Origin of the sequence: Bradyrhizobium sp. AC87j1, from assembly GCF_002936975.1 — a bacterium.
Lineage (GTDB): Bacteria > Pseudomonadota > Alphaproteobacteria > Rhizobiales > Xanthobacteraceae > Bradyrhizobium > Bradyrhizobium shewense.
The window spans coordinates 1-19,074 of record NZ_PTFE01000034.1; the positions used below are offsets into that span (position 1 = coordinate 1).

Consider the following 19,074-nt stretch of genomic DNA (forward strand, 5'->3'; position numbering starts at 1 on the left):
GGGCTACCTGAACCGCCCTGAGCTGACAGCCGAGCGGTTCATCCCCAGTCCCTTTGTCGAGGGCGACCGGCTGTACCGGACCGGCGACCTGGCACGCTACCTGCCGGACGGCAATCTGGAGTTTTTAGGCCGCAACGACGAGCAGGTGAAGATCCGCGGCTTCCGGATCGAACCGGGCGAGATCGTAGCAAAGCTTTGCGGCCACGCCTGCGTGCGCGAGGCGGTGGTGGTGGCGTGCGAGGATGGTCGCCGCGAGCAGCGCCTCGTTGCGTATGTCGTTGCCGCCGAAGCTGAGGAATTTGATCTTGCCGGCGGTTTGCGAGCGCATGTGAGTGCGGGGCTGCCTGACTACATGGTGCCGAGTGCGTTCGTGCGGCTGGCGGCGCTTCCGCTGACGCTGAACGGTAAGCTCGATCGAAACGCGCTGCCGGCCCCGGGCGACGACGCGTATGCGCGCCGGACCTACGCGCCGCCACAGGGCGAGATGGAGACGGTGCTGGCGCAGATCTGGGCCGAGCTGCTGGGGCTGGAGCGGGTCGGACGGGACGACAACTTCTTCGAATTGGGAGGGCACTCACTCTTGGCCGTGCAGATGATCGAGCGTCTACGGCGGCGGTCACTGCGCATCGAGGTGCGCACCTTGTTCGTCAAGCCGGTGCTGGCGGATCTGGCTGCAAGCCTGGGCCGCCATCAGGAGGTAGCGGTCCCGGCCAACCTGATCACCGAGCGGAGTGCGGCGATCACGCCGCAGATGTTGCCGCTGATCGAGCTGACGCAGGGCGAGATCGACCGGATCATCGCCACGGTACCCGGCGGGGTTTGCAACATCCAGGACATCTACGGCCTGTCGCCGCTGCAGGACGGCATCCTGTTCCATCATTTGCTAGCGGCCAAGGGCGATCCGTACCTACTGGTGTCGCAGATGGCGTTTGCCGAGCGTGGCCTGCTCGACCGCTATCTTGCCGCGGTCCAGCGGGTGGTGGATCGGTATGACATCCTGCGTACCTCGTTTGTCTGGGAGGGCTTATCGCGGCCGGCCCAGGTGGTGTGGCGGGAGGCGCGTCTGGAGGTGATCGAGGTCCAGCTGGATGGCGCTCATGGCGCTGGAGCCAAGCAGCTGCTCAGGGAGCGGTTTGACCCACGTCGGCACCGCATCGAGCTTGGCCGGGCGCCATTGCTGCGGTTTGTGATTGCGCGCGAGCCCGGAAGCGCGCGCTGGCTGCTGCTGGAGCTGCAGCATCATCTGATCGGGGATCACACGACGCGGGACGTGATGCATGCTGAGGTCCGGGCCGAGCTGGAGGGGCGCCAGCATGAACTGACGGCGCCGCAGCCATTCCGCAATCTGGTGGCGCAGGCGCATCTACGCCGTGATGACAAAGCCGATGAAGCGTTCTTCCGGGAGCTGCTGGCCGATATCGACGAGCCGACCACGCCCTTCGAATTGAGCGAAGTGCGCGGCGACGGCGGCGGGGTTCGAGAGGCGCATCGGACGCTGCCGTCAGTTCTCCATGCGAGGCTGCGCGAACAGGCGCGGCGGCTGGGCGTCAGTCTGGCGAGTCTGTGCCATCTGGCGTGGGGACAGGTGGTGGCGCGCAGCAGCGGCCGCGAGCAGGTGGTGTTCGGCACGGTGCTGTTAGGCCGACTGCAGGGCAGCGCTGGCGCCGACCGCGCCATGGGGTTGTTCATCAACACCCTGCCGTTGCGGCTTGATCTCGATGAGACCGCCGTCGAGGCGAGCGTGCGGATGGCGCAGGCCCGGCTGGCCGACCTGCTGGCACATGAGCATGCCTCGCTGGCGCTGGCACAGCGCTGCAGCGCTGTTGCGGCGTCGGCGCCGCTATTCAGCACGCTGTTGAACTACCGTCACAACACGGCGCCGGCTGTGCCCGGCTCCGGGACGGATGACGTCTTGTCGGGCATGGAATGGCTGGGTGGAGAGGAACGCACCAACTATCCCCTGACCGTGTCGGTGGAGGATTTTGGCGAGGCGCTGGGCCTCACTGTGCAGGCGGCGGAGCCAATCTCGGCGGATCGGATCTGCGGCTACATGCAGCGGGTGCTCGAGCAGCTGGCAAAGGCGCTGGAGCATGCCCCGGATACGCCCATACGCGAGCTGGACATCTTGCCGGCTGAGGAGCGCACCTATCTACTGGAGGATCTGAACCGGACGGCGCAGGCCTATCCATCGGACCTGTGCGTCCATGAGCTGTTCGAGGCGCAGGTGCAAAAGGCGCCGGAGGCGTTGGCGCTGGTCTGCGAAAACGAGCGGCTGAGCTATGGCGAGCTCAACGCACGGGCCAATCGGCTGGCGCATCACCTGATCGCCCTCGGGGTCAAGCCGGATCAGCCGGTCGCGATCTGCCTCGAACGCGGTCCGGCGATGGTGGTTGGTGTCTTGGCGATCCTCAAGGCTGGCGGTGCCTATCTGCCGCTGGACCCAGCCTATCCCAGCCAGCGGCTGCATCAGGTTGTCGACGATGCCGCGCCGCGGCTGCTGCTTTGCGACGTCGTCGGTCGCGCAGCACTCGGCCCCGAGGTGCTGACCGATGTGACGGTCATCGATCTGGAGACCGGCACGCCCGCCTGGGCCGAACGGGCGGCTTCAAACCCTGACCGGCGCACGCTTGGCTTCACAGCGTGCCATCTCGCTTATGTGATCTACACCTCAGGCTCAACCGGAAGCCCAAAGGGAGTCATGGTTCAGCATCAGGGGTTGGTCAATCTGCTGTCGGCTCAGGTCGGCCTCTTTGGCGCTTCTTCCAACAGCCGCGTCGTGCAGTTCGCCTCCATTGCTTTTGATGCAAGCGCTTGGGAGCTTGTCATGGCGTTTGGCTCCGGAGCCGCTTTGCACTTGCCTGCGGAAGAGATCCGTCAAGCGAGTAACAAGCTATCGGATTATCTCCAAAGCGAAGCCATCACCCACGCGACGTTACCCCCAGCGTTGCTTCAGACAAGCAAGGATCCGGAAGGTTTGGCTGCGCAAGTTCTCATTCTTGCTGGGGAGCTGCCGAAGGCAGAACTCATCCGAAGTCTGACCCCAGCATCAATTGTCAACGCTTATGGCCCGACCGAGGCGACAGTCTGCGCGACGCTCTGGACTTGCCCGGCTGACTTCAATGGGTCAGTGGTCCCGATCGGGCGTCCAATCGCCAACACGCGGGTGTACCTGTTGGATGGCCATGGCGCGCCCGTGCCATTCGGCGCGGTGGGCGAGCTTTACATTGGCGGGGTGGGGGTGGCACGGGGCTACCTGAACCGCCCTGAGTTGACAGCCGAGCGGTTCATCGCCAGTCCGTTTGTCGAGGGCGATCGGCTGTACCGGACCGGCGACCTTGCACGTTATCTGCCGGACGGCAATCTTGAGTTCCTGGGCCGCAACGACGATCAGGTGAAGATCCGCGGCTATCGCATCGAGCCGGGCGAGATCGTAGCAAAGCTTTGCGAGCACGCCTGGGTGCGCGAGGCGGTGGTGGTGGCGCGCCAGAACGGCGCCAGCAACAACCATCTGATCGCCTATGTGGTCTGCGCGCCCGCGGCCGGCTCGGAGGAGGGCGATGGAGGCGGGCTTGCGGCCGCCTTGCGGGCGCACTTGAGTGCGCGGCTGCCGGACTACATGGTGCCGAGCGCGTTCGTGCGGCTGGCGGCGCTTCCGCTGACGGTGAACGGCAAGCTCGATCGGAACGCGCTGCCGGAGCCGGCCGATCAGGCCTATGCGCTGGCGGCCTACCAGGCGCCGCAAGGTGCGGTCGAGACGGCGCTGGCACGGATCTGGGCCGAACTCCTGGGTGTCGAGCGCATCGGGCGCAACGACCACTTCTTCGAACTGGGCGGCCACTCGCTCTTGGCCGTGCAGATGCTCAGTCGAGCATTACATCTTGGGCTGAGTTTTAGCGCCACCGACCTCTTCCGAGCCCCTGTTCTGAAAGAGCTTGCATCGAAGATTCGTTTGCAGGTGCAGCCCAGTAACACGGCGGTGATTCCCGTTCGACCGACCGGATCGCAGCCACCTCTCTTCTTTGTCCCCACAGGTTTTGGGGATTGTTCGTATGTCCTCGGTTTGGCAGCGGAAATGGATGCAGACTGCCCGGTCTACGCTCTGCCATGGCCCCCTTTCGATGACGTTCGTCCACCGACACTTGAGGCGATGGCCACGGAGGTGATCCTTGCGATCAAACAGATCCAGCCACGTGGCCCATACCGCTTTGCTGGATACTCATCAGGTGCAATCCTGGCTTATGCAATTGCCGAGCAATTACTGAGTGTTGATGAAGTTGTGTCATTCATGGCGTTCATTGATGTTAGTCTACCTGCGGCTTCTTCAAACGGATCACTGAAGAATTTGGCGCGAGAATTTGTCTTGGATCGTTGTGGAATCTTGCGCGATGAATATCACGAGGTTTTGGAACGCGACACCGAACAATGTTCCATCTCTGAGTTGCTCGAAAAGGCGCAGAAAATAGGAGCGTTAACTCCAGATCACGATCTTCACAGTGACGTTTCGATGTATCAAAGGGCCGCGACATTTCACCGCGCGCTACAATCGTACCGCGTTCCGCCGCTCGCGATTGAAATACATCAGTTCTATGCGAGTGAGCCTCTCATCAGTCGTTGTCGACCACCTGATAAACAACCCAGTAGCGGCTTGCCAAACCAGGGGTGGGACCGGGTCGTGAATGCTGGGGCTATTCGTGCCGTACCGGTTCCAGGCAACCACACGACAATGGTGAGCAATCCAGAAAACCGCCGAGTTCTGGCTCGAGCCATTTCAACAGCCTTGATCGGGACTGATGAACAGACCGAGAGAACTTTCTCCGAAAGCTGAGGGTTCGAAGGTTCGTCTCGAGCCCCGGCGCCGCTCCGATAAGGGCGGAAGCTAATCATTTCCTTATGTTTATGTCAGCGATCGCTGACATCCCGAAATGTTGGCGATCGCCGACGTTTAAGGTATCAGCGATTGCTTACACATGCGGATGGACTATGTGCATACGCACACCTGCTGATCTCGGCGCCGTCATTTGCGACAGCCGAGAACACCTCAAGCCCGACCAGGCGACCCTGGCGACGAAGATCGGCGTCAGCCGACAATGGGTGATCGACCTCGAGCGAGGCCACCCGCGCGCTGAATTGGGCTTAGCACTGCTGAGCCGGACCCAGGCGATTAAGAAAATCGATGAATCAGTCGTTCCCTCCGTAAGCCAAAGAGAGTTATTAGGCGAAGCAAACTGCCGCGATTTCATTCAGAATAGGGGAGGCGACTGGCGAAAACGACGAGATCGTCGATCACATCGATGGTGATACGTTCTCGGCCGATCACGCTCTCTCCCCCCGAGCAGGCTGGCGCTGAGGATCATCAAGTATCCTCGAGTGTGTCCTCTTCACTGTCCGTCTGAAGGATGGCTTGCGACAGGAGCGCGGCGGCTCTTTCAAGTGGAGGAAGGAAGTGATCAAGCTCCCCACCGATGCGCGCGAAAGGCGCCGACACGCCAAGGCAGGCTATTAGCTCTCGGTCCGGGGAAACGGGCAACGAAAGGGCGCTTGCGATTTCCGGCGCTTCCGTAAGCTGATCTGCTATTGCGTTTATTCTGGCATGCCACCTTAAGAAGCTGCGTGACGCTCAGTCCCTCCTTCAAGTTACGCTCTATCTCGTCAATTTTACGATGAAATTGCCAATCCTACGATCGAAGGAAGGAAAGGTTTACTTTCAATAAGGCGCTGACATCTTAGTTCGGTTTTTAACAGCCGCGCTGTGGCGTCGATGCCGCGTCGAACGCAACCTGAAATTACACCTGGCGCCCCTCTTCGCCTTGCTGATGCCGTGAAAATCGCGTTCCCTCTGGGAGGAATGACGGTCGCGGGCCTACGTCGCGAGCGCGATCGTAACCGATTGGTTATTGAGAAGATCGCCGGCAAGGAATTTACGACGCTGGCTCATATCGAACGGATGCGAGAGCTATGCCGCGAAGAAGCAAGGGGACCAGACTTCGGCTCAAAGCCGCACGCCGAAACAAGAGCGGAAAGATCACCCACCGAGCGACCTGGATCATCAGAGACAACGGCCGGGATGTCGGCACAGGCTGCGCTGCAGATGAGATTGCGGCCGCGGAGGAAAAACTAAGGGACTATATAACCTCTAAACACACCCCGAAGCGACGAATTCGCCACATAGACGATATCGCAGTTGCGGACGTTCTCTCGATCTATTTGGACGCGCAATTGGACAAGCTTCGCGGCCGTTTCAGTGTCGATGGGGAGAGCGAAGATACCATCCCCGATATCCGCAAGTTCAAAAAGCGCATCGAGCGGTTGAACGACTGGTGGGGAGCAAAAATGCTGGGCGAGGTAAATGGGGAGGCGTGTCGCTCGTACGTCAAGAAGCGCGCCAAGAGGGGAGGTGCGCGCCGAGACCTTGAAGACCTCCGCGCAGCCATTGGTCACCATGCGGCTGAAGGATATCATCGGGAAATCGTCAAGATATCGCTGCCAGAGAAGGGCCAACCTCGAGACAAGTGGCTGACGCGGAGCGATGCGGCCAAACTGATTTGGACCTGCTGGCGCTATCGCGAAATGCAAAAGGGCTCGCGTCGGCCGATCGACGACCTGAAGGTCCCGACAAGCAAGCGTCCACTGCGCCATCTTGCACGGTTTATTTTATTGGGGATCTACAGCGGAACTCGTGCTGGAGCTATCGCAGCTGCATCTCCTATTCCCGCGATTGGTCGCTCTTATGTCGACTTAGAGCGCGGCCGCTACTACCGCCTGAAGCAGGGCAACGCGATAACCAACAAACGGCAACCGACCGTGCCGATCCCCTTGCGCTTGCTCGCGCACCTGCGGCGCTGGCACCGAGCTGATCCAGAGGCGAAGCATTTCGTGGAGTACAATGGGAAGTCTGTGACCTCAGTCAAGACGGCATTCAAGAGTGCTGTTAGGCTCGCAGGGCTCGGCCCGGGAATCTCCCCTCACACTTTGCGACATACCGCAGCGACTTGGCTTATGCAGCGAGGCGCGGATCCATGGCAGGCAGCGGGCTATCTCGGAATGTCGCTTGAGGTGCTGCTCAACACTTACGGCCATCACCATCCCGACTATTTGTCTGATGCCGTCGACAAAATCGCCAAGCGCGATCCAGCCAGCGAACGGAAAGCGCACGTATCTGGTGCGGTGATTCCGATCGGGCGAAATGGCGCCCGATAAGTTACTGACTTATGACCCCGGACGGCGGATCCCGCATAGCTTTATCGAAGGCGCGCTCGCGTGCGTACCGGTCGGCCCGGTCCTGTGCCCAGCCGTGCTCCACGCATTCGTGCATGGCGCCGGCCTCCTGCAGCACGTTGCATGACAGTTGGCGGATGCGCCGCAACCGCCGAGATAGGCGTGCTCCGCGAACTGAGAAGTGCCATCTCCAAGTGGGCTCGCTCGGCTGGCGAGCGAGCGAGGCGGATCGGGAATTATGAGGAGTTCTTGCGGAGCCGTTCCGTCCGCGGAAGTACGACCCTGATCTTCGGGTCGACCTCGTCAATTACGGACGATCGCTGCCGCAGCATCTGAGAGAGACTTTCAAGCACAACGAAGAAGGCGTCCCGCTGCGCGTCATCGAAAGCGAAGCAGTCGATCTGGTGCCCGCTTTGGGCGTATATTATCGATATCCCGCCCAACGCAGCGGATGTGGTTGTGTCTGAGCTTTCCAGAGGCCGGACGCGCCGCATCAGGTTTGAAGCCTCACCGGCACTCTCCTTGCCAGACCTGCGGACCTTATCTTCTCACGTCCGCAATTTCAGAGCCTTCTCGTCCCCCTTCCAAAGGTTAGAGGACCACCCCAATGCGGGAAATTAAACTCCAGGACCTCAAGTCGAAAACCTCGTCTGAGCTGGTCTCGTTCGCGGAAGAGAACGGGATCGAGAATGCCAGCACCATGCGCAAAGCGGAGTTGGCGGACCTGATCTGCCAATTGTGATGTTGCCTTCGCGGAGGGAAACAGATCAGTGCGCTTGGGGGCGGTCACGATGTGAGCGAGTTCCCTGTTTCAACAGTTCGGACGAGTTTTTAGTGGAGCTGTTGAAGTCATTGATTTTAAATGATAAATATCGTTCCAGCACTAGGGTTCAAAATCAGGTTGAAATGTTGAAACGATGGATTTTCAAGAGCTTAACAACGATCAACGCCGTGAGGTGGTCAATAGTCAGCAGCGCTTCCAGGCCTTGAGGGACGCCAAGGAGGCCTACGGTGCCCATCGGGGTTCCCTGACCTGGGTGGAGTCGAAAGGCCGCGAATACCTCGTCCGGAGCTACTACGACAAGGCCGGCCTCAGGAAGCAAGCCTCGCTCGGCGCGCGTTCGCCCGAAACTGAAAAGATGAAGGCGGACTTCGAAGCTAAACGTGCTGCTGCAGAAGACCGGGTGAAGAACTTGCGCGATACCATGGAGCGTCAAGCCGCGGTCAATCGTGCGCTCGGCTTGGGCCGCGTACCGCTGATTGGAGCCCGGATCGTGCGCGCTCTCGACGGCTTCGGAATGTTGGGCTCTGGGATTCGCATTCTCGGGACGAACGCGATCTACGGTTATGAGGCCTCTTCCGGTGTCAGACTCGATCCGGGCTTGGCTACGACGGAAGACATCGATCTGCTGCTTGACGCGCGCGGCGGGCTTACGTTCGTCGCAGACGACGACGTGTCAGAGTCATCGCTCATGAAGATACTCAAGCGAGTGGACACCAGCTTCGAACGCGCCAAGCAGACGTTCCGCGCTATAAACCGGGACGGCTATCTCGTCGATTTGATTAGGCCAATGCAGAGCCCACCTTGGCGGAAGGCTCCAGACAAGATCGGCCCGGACCCGGAAGATTTGACCGCTGTGCAAATCGAAGGACTCGATTGGCTGCAGAATGCTCCCGCGTTCGAGGCAGTCGCGATCGACGAAAAGGGCGAACCGGTACGCATCGTGGCTCCAGATCCGCGGGTTTGGGCCGCCCATAAGCTATGGCTGTCCCGTCGTGCGGACAGAGAGGCGCTCAAACGCCAACGCGATGCAGCGCAGGCTGAAGCGGTAGGCGCTCTGGTGGCCAACTATCTTACTCACCTCCCGTTCGACGCAGAGCAATTGAGGATGCTTCCGAAAGCGGTGGTGGAGAGTGCGGCGCCTCTTTTCGCTAAGAAAGATGGCGCTGCGCGAGCCTAGCAGGCAGGGTCGGCATAAACGGCTCCGGCATATCCGGCGCCGCCGATCATCAGCGGCACCATGATGATGATCAGCATGCTGCTGCTCATCGACATGCCGACGATCATGATGCTGGCATCATCACCATCATCCCCAGCATCAGCTTGAGCATCGGCGCCGCTGGCAGCCCAGCGGCTGCTGGCCTCTCATTGGACGAGCGCTCCCCGAGACAAGGGCGCGATTGCCGCGGCGTCCCGTTACGAGCATCCATCAGTGCTGGCGTTGAAACGCAACGCTACGACACACCGCAGCGACTTGGCTTATACGAAAGGGCGCGGATCCTTGGCAGGCATTGAGCTATCTCGGAATGTAGCTTGAGGTGTTGCTCAACACGTATGGCCATCACAATCCCGACCATTTGTGCGATGCCGTCGACAAAATCGCCAAGTGCGACCCAGCCAGGGAACGAAAAGCGTACGTATCTGGTGCGGTTTCTGGTGCGGTGATTCCGATCGGGCGAAATGACGCCTGATAAGTTATTGATTTGTTTGGTGGGCCCGGCAGGACTCGAACCTGCAACCAGACCGTTATGAGCGGCCGGCTCTAACCATTGAGCTACAGGCCCCGCCGCGAGACAGCTCGCGGAAACGCGCGGCCGGCAACGGTGCGCGGTTCGTTTACAGGGATGGGGGCGGGGGTGCAATGCTGGCTCTGGCGGATGGGAACGCCGGCGCGGCACCGTGAGTCAATTTTGAATAACCGAAATTGGCGATGATGCCTCTATACCCCTGTTTTGGCCGACGAAGCAAACCGACTTGCGAAGGACCTGCTTTTCAGGTCCGGTAACCCATTGAAATTGCTTGCCTATTCTACTGTGCATGGGGTTGTTTTGCCGTTTTTGATGAGAGGGGGCCTTCCGTGGTCCCCTCCGATGTCTCGCCGGCGAACCGCAGGCTCGCGGCTAAGCCCGGCTTTAGTCCACCGACACCCCCGCGAACTCCACCACCTTGCGCCACTTCTCGGTCTCGTCGGTGACCAGCTTGCCGAACTCGGCTGATGTCATCGGCTTGGGGATGCCGCCGGTCTCCGCGAGGCGCGCCACCAGCTTGGGGTCCTTCAGCGCCTCGCCGACGGCCTTGTTGAGGGTCTCGATCACTTCGCTTGGGGTGCCCTTCGGCGCGGAGATGCCGTAGAAGCCGACCGATTCGAAGCCGGGCACGGTCTCGGCGATCGCGGGCACGTCGGGCACGCTCGGCCAGCGCTGCGGCGAGGTCACGCCCAGCGCGCGGACATTGCCGCCCTTGGCCTGCTCCAGCGCGGAGGGCAGGTTGTCGAAGATCAGCTGCACCTTGTTGGAGATGATGTCGGGGAAGGCGATCGCCGAGCCGCGATAGGGCACGTGCACCATGTCGCACTTCGTCATCACCTTGAACAGCTCGGCCGACATGTGCACCGAGGTGCCGTTGCCGGACGAGGCAAAGGAGATCTTGCCGGGATTGGCCTTGCAATAGTCGACGAACTCCTGAACCGTCTTCGCGGGGAACGCGTTGGAGACGACCAGCATGTTGGTGAGCTGCATGATGCTCGCCACCGGCACGGTGTCGCGCAAGAAGTCGAACGGCAGCTTCTTGTAGAGCGAGGTCGAGATCGCGTTGTTGGGCGCGACGAACAGCAGCGTGTAGCCGTCGGGCGGCGAGTTGATCGCGGCGGCGGCAGCGATGTTGCCGCCGGAGCCGGTGCGGTTCTCGACGATGAATTGCTGGCCGAGACGGTCCGACAGCCACTGCGCCATGATCCGCGCCACGATGTCGACGGGGCCGCCGGCGGCAAATCCAATCAGCCAGTGCACGGGGCGGTCGGGATAGGCGGCGGCGGCGGGAGGAGTGGCGCTGAAAAGACCTAAAAGGACAGTTAGCCCGAAAAAACCGTTACGCAAAATTCGCAACATGACGCCTCCCATTGTTCTATTGTCGTTGGCGACATGCTTTCACAAAACCCGCTCCCTGCCTACATCGCCGCAAGTCGGTGTTGACGCAGGTCCGTCAGGGACGACCATGAGATTCGCGATCCTCACCCTTCTCGGCGCGGCGCTGCTCGCAAGCCCCGTTGCTGCTCAAACCGGAGGCACGGCCATTCCGACCACGACGATCAGTCCTATGATCAGCCTTGGCACCGCGACGCCCGGCGGCGGCTTTCCGCTCTATGGCAACGCTTTTGCGGAGGTGATGAACGCGGCCGATCCGCAAATCTCCATCGCGCCCCGCAACACCAAGGGCAGCAACGAGAACATTCCGCTGCTCGAGAAGGGTGAGCTCGATCTCGCGCTGGTCGCGGGCGAGCCGGCCTATGAGGCCTTCGCCGGCATCGGCCGTGCGCCGGTCCGGCTGAAGATTCTCACGGCGATCTATTCCAACCCCGGCATGTTCGTGGTGCGCGCGGACAGTCCCTACAGGACGATCCGCGATCTCGTCGGCCAGCCCGTCGCGTTCGGCGCCAAGGGCTCGGGCCTGCCGATCCTGGCGCGCTATGTGCTCGATGGGCTCGGCCTGAAGCAGGACGAGGACTTCAAGGCCATCTATCTCGACCGCGCCGGAGACGGCCCCGCGATGGTCGAGGACGGCCGCGTCGCCGCGCTGTGGGGCGCCGGCATCGGCTGGCCCGGCTTTGCCGCGGTCGCATCGAGCGCGTCAGGCGCGCGCTTCATCGCGCCTGACGCCGAGGAGATCGCGCGCATCCGCGCCAAGCATTCCTTCCTGAAGCCACTGACGGTGCCGGCGGGTAGTTATCCAAAGCAGGACGCGCCGATCGCCTCCCTCGGCTCCTGGAGCTTCGTGCTGACGCGCGAGGATCTGCCTGACGATGTCGCCTATCGCCTGGCAAAGACGCTGCACGGCAATGAGGCGACTTTCTGCAAGAAGCTCGCGCAGGCCTGCGAGACCACGGCGTCGAACACGGTTGCCGCGGCGCCGAGGCCGGAGCTGATCCATCCCGGCGTGATGAAGTATTTTCGCGAGATCGGCGTGGTGAAATAAACGAATGGCGAGTGGTGAGTAGCGAATGGAGTTGGTCCATTCGCCACTCCCTATTCGCCACTCGCCAAACTCACTTCTTCACCATCGCACACGCCTGGTCCGGCGGACCGAACGCCTTGTCGCCCGAGATGGTCGTGAGGATCTTGTAATAGTCCCACGGATATTTGCTCTCCTCCGGCGTCTTCACCTGCACCAGCCAGAGATCGTGGACCATCAGATTGTCCTCCCGCAGCTTGCCGTTGCGGGAGAAGAAATCCTCGATCGGCTTCTCCCGCATCTTGGCGGCGACCTTGAGCGGATCGTCGGTGCCGGCTTCCTTGATGGCGTTGAGATAGTGCATCACGCTCGAATAGACGCCGGCCTGCCACATCGACGGCATCTTGTTCATCTTGGCGAAATAGCGCTTCGACCATTCGCGGGTCTTGTCATCCATGTCCCAATAGAACGACGTGGTCAGCAGCAGGCCTTGCGCCGCCTGCAGGCCGAGGCCGTGGATGTCGGTGATCAGCGCCAGCAGCGCCGCCATCTGCTGGCCGCCCTTGAACACGCCGAACTCCGAGCCGGTCTTGATCTCGTTCATGTTGTTGGGCGGGCCGGCCGCGATGCCGATGATCTTGGCCTTGGAGGCCTGCGCCTGCAGCACGAAGGAGGAGAGATCAGGCGTTGCCAGCGGCGGCCGCACCGAGCCCAGCACCTTGCCGCCATTGGCGGTGACGACCGCGGACGCATCGCGCTCCAGCGAATGGCCGAAGGCGTAATCGTCGGTGATGAAGAACCAGCTGTCGCCGCCGCGCTTGACCACGGCGTCCGCGGTGCCAACCGCGAGCGCGCGGGTGTCGAACACCCACTGGATCGCGTAAGGCGAGCAGAACTTGCCGTGGAAATCGGCGGTGCCGGTGGAGTGGGTGATGAACAGCCGCTTCTTCTCGTTGGCGACGTTCTGCACCGCGAGCCCGACCGCGGAGACCGGTACGTCGACGATCAGATCGACCTGGTCGACGTCGTACCAGCGCCGCGCGATGGTGCCGCCGATATCGGCCTTGAGCTGGTGGTCGCCGATCACGATGCTGATCGGCTTGCCGAGCACGGTGCCGCCGAAATCGTCGATCGCCATCTGCGCCGCCGTCACCGAGCCCTGGCCGGTCGGCGCGGAGGCCGGGCCGTTCATGTCGGTGAGCACGCCGATCTTGACGACGTTGTCGGAAACCTGCGCCGATGCCGCACCGGACAGCAGCGCCGCCGTCAAGGCGGCCGCGACCGGCAGTCCAAATCTGATTGGATTCACGCTTGTCCTCCCCTGATCCGGCACGTTGGCCGGTGTTGCCCCGGGTATGCCCGGCTGAATTGGTTTCTTTTGCAACTATTTTGGGGCGGGCGTCAATGTCAGGCTGCGAAGCGGATCCGCCCTGCGGGTGAGGGATCGTAGCCGGTCAGCTCCTCGGCGCGCTGGCGCAGCCGCCGCTCGTTCAGGAATCCGATCAAGGCCTGCATGGCGGGGCGGAAATAGCTGCGCTGCCGCATCGCGAGGTCAAAATTCTCCCAGACCAGCGGCACGAAATCGAGGCCGGCCGAACGCGCGGCGGCGCGCGTCGCGATGCCGCAATCGGCCTGGCCGGCGCGGACTAGTTCCGCAAGATCCGGTCCGGTCAGGGCCGGCGTCTCGACCCGGCGCAAATCCCGCGTCGAGGCGCCTGCGCGCTTCAGGAGCACGTCGAGCAGCATCTGCGCGCCCGTGCCCTGTTGCCGCATCGCCATCCGGGCGCCGAGCGCGAGCACGTCAGTCAGGCCGTGCAGATGCTTGGGATTGCCCTGCGGCAGCACGAGACCCTGTTCGCGGCGCACGAATGCGACCAGCACCGCATCATGCAAATCCGGAGCGGCCCGCAGCGCTTCGACACTGGCATCCCCAGTGAGATCGTCGGAAGCATCCAGGCCGTGGAAATGTATCGCCGCCGCCATCACCTCGTTGCGCTGCAAGCGCTCGAGCCCGCGCACACTACCCTCGCTCATCGATCCCAGGCCCGAGCCGGATTCGCGTAAGGCCCAATCCAGCAGTTCGTCCTGGCTGCCGCCCACGACCGGCGGCGGCTCCGCGATCAGCATGCCGGCCGGACGCGCGAGGCCCGAGAGCACCCAAAGATCGAGTTCGTGGCGTGGGAAGAGCCACTTCCCGGTCACCTTGGTGCAGGGGATCGCGCCTGTGGTGACGAGTTCGTAGAGCTTGCGTTCGCCGAGCCGAAGATAGTCGGCGGCTTCGCTGGTCGTCAGGAATTCCATCCTGCATTCCTATGCAAATTCTTGCTTCTTTTTGACGTCTAACGCAGGTGGAATTCTGCATTTCAATTCGTGTCCGCCGGAACCATGCCTGATCATCTCGCTGCTTTGCAACACATCCGCGCGCGCGTCGTTTGCTTTGGTGAATGATCCTCAATCGCTCGGCGCGTTGCCGAAATTTCCCGGGTGACGTGCGCAAAAGGCAAACGCGTCACGAGTGCGGCGCAATCGATCATCATCATGATCGGGTCGTAGCCAAGGGAACCCCCGATCATGGGCCGCCGCCTGTCCGTTGCATTAGCGCTTGTCTGCGGCCTCATCGCGAGCGCTGCGGCGTCATCTGCGGAGGACCGCGCCATCGTCCTGGCTACGACCACGTCGACGCAGGAGTCCGGCCTGCTCGACTATCTGCTTCCGATCTTCCGCGACAAGACCGGCGTCAACGTGACGGTGATCGCGCGGCGCGCCGACGAGGTGCTCGACGGGCCGCGAAGGGGCGAGGCCGACGTCGTGCTGATGCATGCGCGACCGCAGGAGGAGAAATTCGTCGCCGACGGGTTTGGCGTGAAGCGTTTTGACGTGATGTACAACGACTATGTGTTGATCGGGCCGAAGAACGATCCCGCCGGCGTCAAGGGCAAGGATATCGCGACGGCGCTGAAGGCGATCGAGGCCAAGGGTGCGCCGTTTGTGACGCGCGGCGATCGGTCGGGCACGCATGCTGCGGAGCTGGCGCTCTGGATCGTCGCCGGCATCGACATCGCCGGGGCCAAGGGCGCCTGGTATCGCGAGGCCGGGCAGGGCATGGCCTCGGCGCTCGACGCCGCGCGCGCTGCCAATGCCTATGTGCTGTCGGATCGCGGCAGCTGGATCGCCTTCAAGGATCGCGGCGATCTCGATATCGTCGTCGAAGGCGACCGGCGGCTGCTCAATCAGTATGGCGTGATGCTGGTGAACCCCGAGAAGTTTCCGAACGTGAAGAAGGATCTCGCGCAGACCTTCATCGATTGGCTGACCTCGCCGGAGGGGCAGACGGCGATCGCAGGCTACAAGGTCGACAGACAGCAGCTGTTCTTCCCCAATGCGGACCGGTCGGGCGGTTGACGTCGGCATCGCCGGTGGTTGCCAAACCGGGCGATGCATGGTCCACCATGGCGCATGACCCAGCGCCTGCCGCCATCGCTGACGCCGCTCGACACCGCGCTCGCCGCGTTGCTGAGCGGGCTTGAGCCGCTTGCACCGGTGGAGTTGCCGCTGAGCGAAGCGGCCGGCTGCATCGCGGCGGGCACGCCGCTGCTTGCGGCCCATCCGCATCACGACATCGCCGCCACGGACGGCTGGGCGCTCTGCGCCAACGATCTCGTCGGCGCGTCCTCTTATTCGCCGCTGCCTTTGACACAACCGCCCGCGTGGGTCGAGGCCGGTGATGCGATGCCCGCCGGCTGCGACTGTGTGCTCGATGCCGACGCGGTCGATGCATCGGGGCCGCTCGTGCAGGTGCTGGCGGAGGGCGTGCCGGGGCACGGCGTCAGGCGTGGCGGCAGCGATATCGCGGAGCGCACGCCGGCCGGCGCCGAGGGCCAACCGGTCGTCGCAACCGATCTGCTGCTCGCACGCATTGCCGGTTTGGACAAGCTCGGCGTGCGTCGGCCCCGGCTGCGCATCGTCAACGTGCCGGGTGCAACGGCAACGATGCACATGATCGCCGGGATCGCGCGTGCAGCGGGACTGGATGTGAAGACGTATGAGACCGGCGCGCGCGATGCGGCGTCGATTGCCGATGCGCTCGATACGTCCTCCTGCGATCTGATCCTGACGCTCGGCGGCAGCGGCGTTGGCCGCGGCGATGCGGCCGTCGCCGCGCTGGCTCAGCGTGGTCATGTGATCGCCCACGGTCTTGCGCTTCAGCCTGGGCGGACTGCCGCGGTCGCGAAGCTCGGAAAGGTTCCCGTCGTCGCCTTGCCAGGCTCGCCGGATCATGCGTTGGCAGCGTGGCTCGCGCTCGTGCTTCCGCTCGTCGACCGACTATCGGCGCGCCGGCCGCGCCGGCAGGTGAGCCTGCCGCTTGCGCGAAAAATCGCGTCCACCGTCGGCATCGCCGAGATCGCTTTGCTGGCCCGGGAACATCGCGCGTGGATGCCGCTTGCCGTGGGCGAATGGCCGCTCCAGGCTATTGCCGGTGCGGACGCATGGCTGCTCATTCCCGCCACGGACGAGGGATTTGCGGCGGGCGTGCCGGTCGATGCCTATCTGATGCGGGAATGATATGGATTTTGACATGTCGATGAACCCGCAATCGCAAATCCGCAGCGCGCTCGAACAAGAGCAGTTCCTCAAGATCCTCTCGCGCGAGGAGGCCTTGGCGCGCTTCCAGGCCGCGTTGTTCCCGCGCGCCGTTCCGAGCGAAAAGCGCAAGCTCGGCGATGCGCTCGGCGTGGCTCTCGCTGAAGACATCACCGCGCCGATCGACGTTCCCCCTTTTGATCGCTCCAATGTCGACGGTTTTGCCGTGCGCTCGGCCGACCTTGCGGCGGCTGGCGAAGGCGCTCCTCGGCGCCTCACGCTGAACTGCGAGACCATCCACTGCGGCACCGCGCCAAGGATGCAAGTGGCGGCGGGAACCGCAACCCCGATCGCCACCGGCGGTCCGTTGCCGCGTGGCGCCGACGCGGTCGTCATGGTCGAGCACACCCAGCCGGTTGGATCCGATGCAATCGACGTCCGCCGTGCCGTCTCGCCGGGACAATTCGTGTCGTACGCCGGATCCGACATTGCGCGCGGCGAGGCGCTGCTGCGTGCCGGCACGATCATCGGCTCGCGCGAGATCGGTATGCTCGCGGCTTGCGGCATTGCCGAGGTGACCGTCGCGCGCAAGCCGCGGGTTGCGGTGATCTCCACCGGTGACGAACTGGTTCAGCCCGGCGGGACTCTTCCGCCCGCCGCGATCTACGATACCAACGGCGCCATCGTCGCCGCCGCGATCGACGAGAATGGCGGCGAGGCGATCTTCCTCGGCGCCATTCCGGACGACGAGGCGAAACTCGAATCCGCCATGCGCCGCGCGCTCGCCGAGTCCGACATGCTGGTCCTGTCGGGCGGCACCTCGAAAGGCGCGGGCGACTTGTCCCATCGCATCATCGGCCGGCTCGGCCAGCCCGGCATCATCGCGCATGGCGTTGCGCTCAAGCCTGGCAAGCCGTTGTGCCTTGCGGTGTGCGACGGCAAGCCGGTGGTGATCCTGCCGGGCTTTCCGACCTCGGCGATGTTTACCTTCCACGACATGATCGTGCCGGTGCTGCGCAAGCTGGCCGGCTTGCCGCCGCGCTCGGATGCCAAGGTGAACGCGACCGTGCCGGTGCGCATTGCGTCCGAGCTCGGCCGCACCGAATTCGTCATGGTGTCGCTGGTCGAGGGCAGGGACGGCCTGATTGCCTACCCCTCCGGCAAGGGATCTGGCGCGATCACGTCCTTCGCGCAGGCCGACGGCTTTTTGCGCATCGACGCGCTCGCCGACCAGATGCCGGCCGGGACCGAAGCCGAGGTGACGCTGTTCACGCCGCATGTGCGCGTGCCCGATCTCGTCATCGTCGGCAGCCACTGCAGCGGCCTCGATCTCGTCACCGCACAGCTCGCGCATGCCGGCCTGACAGTGCGCTCGATCGCGGTCGGCAGCCTCGGCGGACTCGCGGCCGCAAGGCGCGGCGAATGTGATTTCGCGCCGATCCATCTGTTCGATGACAAGAGCGAGACGTACAATTCGCCCTATCTCGTCGAGGGCCTCGAGCTCGTGCCGGGCTGGCGGCGGATGCAAGGCATCGTCTTCCGCAAGGGCGACAGGCGTTTCGAGGGCCTCGGTGCGAAGGAGGCCGTCGCCGCTGCTCTCGCTGATCCCGCCTGCATCATGGTCAACCGCAACCAGGGCGCCGGCACGCGCATCCTGATCGACCGCTTGCTAGGTGGCGCGCGCCCGGAAGGCTACTGGAATCAGCCGCGGTCGCACAATGCAGTCGCGGCAGCTGTTGCGCAGCACCGTGCCGACTGGGGCATGACCATTGCGCCGGTCGCCCAAGCGGCCGGCCTCGGTTTCATTCCGTTCGCGGAAGAGCATTATGACTTTGCGCTGGTCACGGCGCGCAAAGACCGGCCGGCGGTGCAGGCGTTTCTCGATGCGCTTGGCTCGAACGAGGCCCGCGCCGCACTGGAGCGCGTCGGATTCCGGCCTGCGTAGCGACGGTGCAGAAGACCTCGCGCATCAAATATCCGGCTGAAGGAGCGGATGATACCGGCTGGATCTGCAGCGACGATGCCTGGTCGGTGCTGCTGGCGGCTTGATCGGACTGACTGCGTTTGCGCTCCCGTTCCTCGGCGAGCGCACGCTGGGCGGCGGCCGGCAACGGTTTCGGGTCCGGCGGGACTTCGACGGTGTCAGGCTTGCTCAGCTGCTTTGTGCGATCGATTGCGTCCGAAACATCGAACGCGATATCGACAACATCGAAAATGACTTCCAAGAGAGAGTCGGTCATGGCTCATCCGGGGCAACGTCCCAATCATTGGTCGTTCGCTTCTTAGGTCCGGTTCATAGCCAGGAGCTCAAGGCCATGAACAGGCAATGC

10 protein-coding genes, 1 tRNA gene and 1 pseudogene are annotated in these 19,074 nt (G+C 63.0%); 8 read left to right on the top strand and 4 right to left on the bottom strand.

From position 1 onward, the window contains the following. The 4 genes and pseudogenes from CV770_RS18920 to CV770_RS18955 all read left to right on the top strand — a co-directional run. Positions 1 to 4,825, top strand: a 4,825-nt coding sequence (locus CV770_RS18920) for a non-ribosomal peptide synthetase (protein ID WP_146101322.1), incomplete at its 5' end; no start/stop codon positions are given. A gap of 1,130 nt (positions 4,826 to 5,955) precedes the next feature. Then, a complete protein-coding gene (locus tag CV770_RS18940; RefSeq protein ID WP_201759921.1) occupies positions 5,956 to 7,197 on the top strand; it encodes a tyrosine-type recombinase/integrase in 1,242 nt (413 codons plus the stop codon). Between the two features lie 625 nt (positions 7,198 to 7,822). After that, positions 7,823 to 7,933 (top strand): annotated as a pseudogene (locus tag CV770_RS18950) (Rho termination factor N-terminal domain-containing protein); the annotation flags it as partial. Between the two features lie 199 nt (positions 7,934 to 8,132). Continuing rightward, positions 8,133 to 9,176 (top strand): GSU2403 family nucleotidyltransferase fold protein, encoded by a 1,044-nt coding sequence (locus tag CV770_RS18955; protein WP_104463384.1) that lies wholly within the window; start codon positions 8,133 to 8,135, stop codon positions 9,174 to 9,176. Positions 9,177 to 9,704: 528 nt separating this feature from the next. On the opposite strand, the gene CV770_RS18965 is transcribed toward CV770_RS18955, so the two are convergent. Both CV770_RS18965 and CV770_RS18970 read right to left on the bottom strand, forming a co-directional pair. Then, a tRNA-Ile gene (locus CV770_RS18965) sits at positions 9,705 to 9,780 on the bottom strand. A gap of 348 nt (positions 9,781 to 10,128) precedes the next feature. Next, positions 10,129 to 11,103 (bottom strand): Bug family tripartite tricarboxylate transporter substrate binding protein, encoded by a 975-nt coding sequence (locus CV770_RS18970; protein WP_104463421.1) that lies wholly within the window; start codon positions 11,101 to 11,103, stop codon positions 10,129 to 10,131. Between the two features lie 106 nt (positions 11,104 to 11,209). Here CV770_RS18970 and CV770_RS18975 point away from each other — a divergent pair, with 106 nt between their 5' ends. Then, positions 11,210 to 12,187, top strand: coding sequence for a TAXI family TRAP transporter solute-binding subunit (locus tag CV770_RS18975; protein ID WP_104463385.1), 978 nt, complete (start codon positions 11,210 to 11,212; stop codon positions 12,185 to 12,187). 70 nt (positions 12,188 to 12,257) lie between these two features. On the opposite strand, the gene CV770_RS18980 is transcribed toward CV770_RS18975, so the two are convergent. After that, on the bottom strand, positions 12,258 to 13,472 hold the full coding sequence (locus CV770_RS18980; protein ID WP_104463386.1) for an ABC transporter substrate-binding protein: 1,215 nt from the start codon (positions 13,470 to 13,472) through the stop codon (positions 12,258 to 12,260). Between the two features lie 98 nt (positions 13,473 to 13,570). Beyond that, on the bottom strand, positions 13,571 to 14,464 hold the full coding sequence (locus tag CV770_RS18985; protein ID WP_104463387.1) for a substrate-binding domain-containing protein: 894 nt from the start codon (positions 14,462 to 14,464) through the stop codon (positions 13,571 to 13,573). Between the two features lie 270 nt (positions 14,465 to 14,734). Between CV770_RS18985 and CV770_RS18990 the strand changes: the two genes are divergently transcribed. From CV770_RS18990 to CV770_RS19000, 3 genes are read left to right on the top strand one after another with little or no spacing between them, the layout of a single operon-like run. Continuing rightward, a complete protein-coding gene (locus CV770_RS18990; protein WP_104463388.1) occupies positions 14,735 to 15,565 on the top strand; it encodes an ABC transporter substrate-binding protein in 831 nt (276 codons plus the stop codon). A gap of 54 nt (positions 15,566 to 15,619) precedes the next feature. After that, positions 15,620 to 16,726, top strand: coding sequence for a molybdopterin-binding protein (locus CV770_RS18995; RefSeq protein ID WP_104463389.1), 1,107 nt, complete (start codon positions 15,620 to 15,622; stop codon positions 16,724 to 16,726). 13 nt (positions 16,727 to 16,739) lie between these two features. Next, the gene (locus CV770_RS19000; protein WP_245453791.1) at positions 16,740 to 18,689 is read left to right on the top strand and encodes a molybdopterin biosynthesis protein; all 1,950 of its coding nucleotides are present in this window, start codon (positions 16,740 to 16,742) and stop codon (positions 18,687 to 18,689) included. The last annotated feature ends 385 nt before the right edge of the window (positions 18,690 to 19,074 follow it).

Excerpts from the sequence above, each read along its gene's own strand:
- CV770_RS18940 (WP_201759921.1), top strand. The coding sequence starts at position 5,956 with ATGCCGCGAAGAAGCAAGGGGACCAGACTTCGGCTCAAAGCCGCACGC.
- CV770_RS18985 (WP_104463387.1), bottom strand. The coding sequence starts at position 14,464 with ATGGAATTCCTGACGACCAGCGAAGCCGCCGACTATCTTCGGCTCGGC.
- CV770_RS18975 (WP_104463385.1), top strand. The coding sequence starts at position 11,210 with ATGAGATTCGCGATCCTCACCCTTCTCGGCGCGGCGCTGCTCGCAAGC.
- CV770_RS18955 (WP_104463384.1), top strand. The coding sequence starts at position 8,133 with ATGGATTTTCAAGAGCTTAACAACGATCAACGCCGTGAGGTGGTCAAT.
- CV770_RS19000 (WP_245453791.1), top strand. The coding sequence starts at position 16,740 with ATGTCGATGAACCCGCAATCGCAAATCCGCAGCGCGCTCGAACAAGAG.
- CV770_RS18995 (WP_104463389.1), top strand. The coding sequence starts at position 15,620 with ATGACCCAGCGCCTGCCGCCATCGCTGACGCCGCTCGACACCGCGCTC.
- CV770_RS18990 (WP_104463388.1), top strand. The coding sequence starts at position 14,735 with ATGGGCCGCCGCCTGTCCGTTGCATTAGCGCTTGTCTGCGGCCTCATC.
- CV770_RS18970 (WP_104463421.1), bottom strand. The coding sequence starts at position 11,103 with ATGTTGCGAATTTTGCGTAACGGTTTTTTCGGGCTAACTGTCCTTTTA.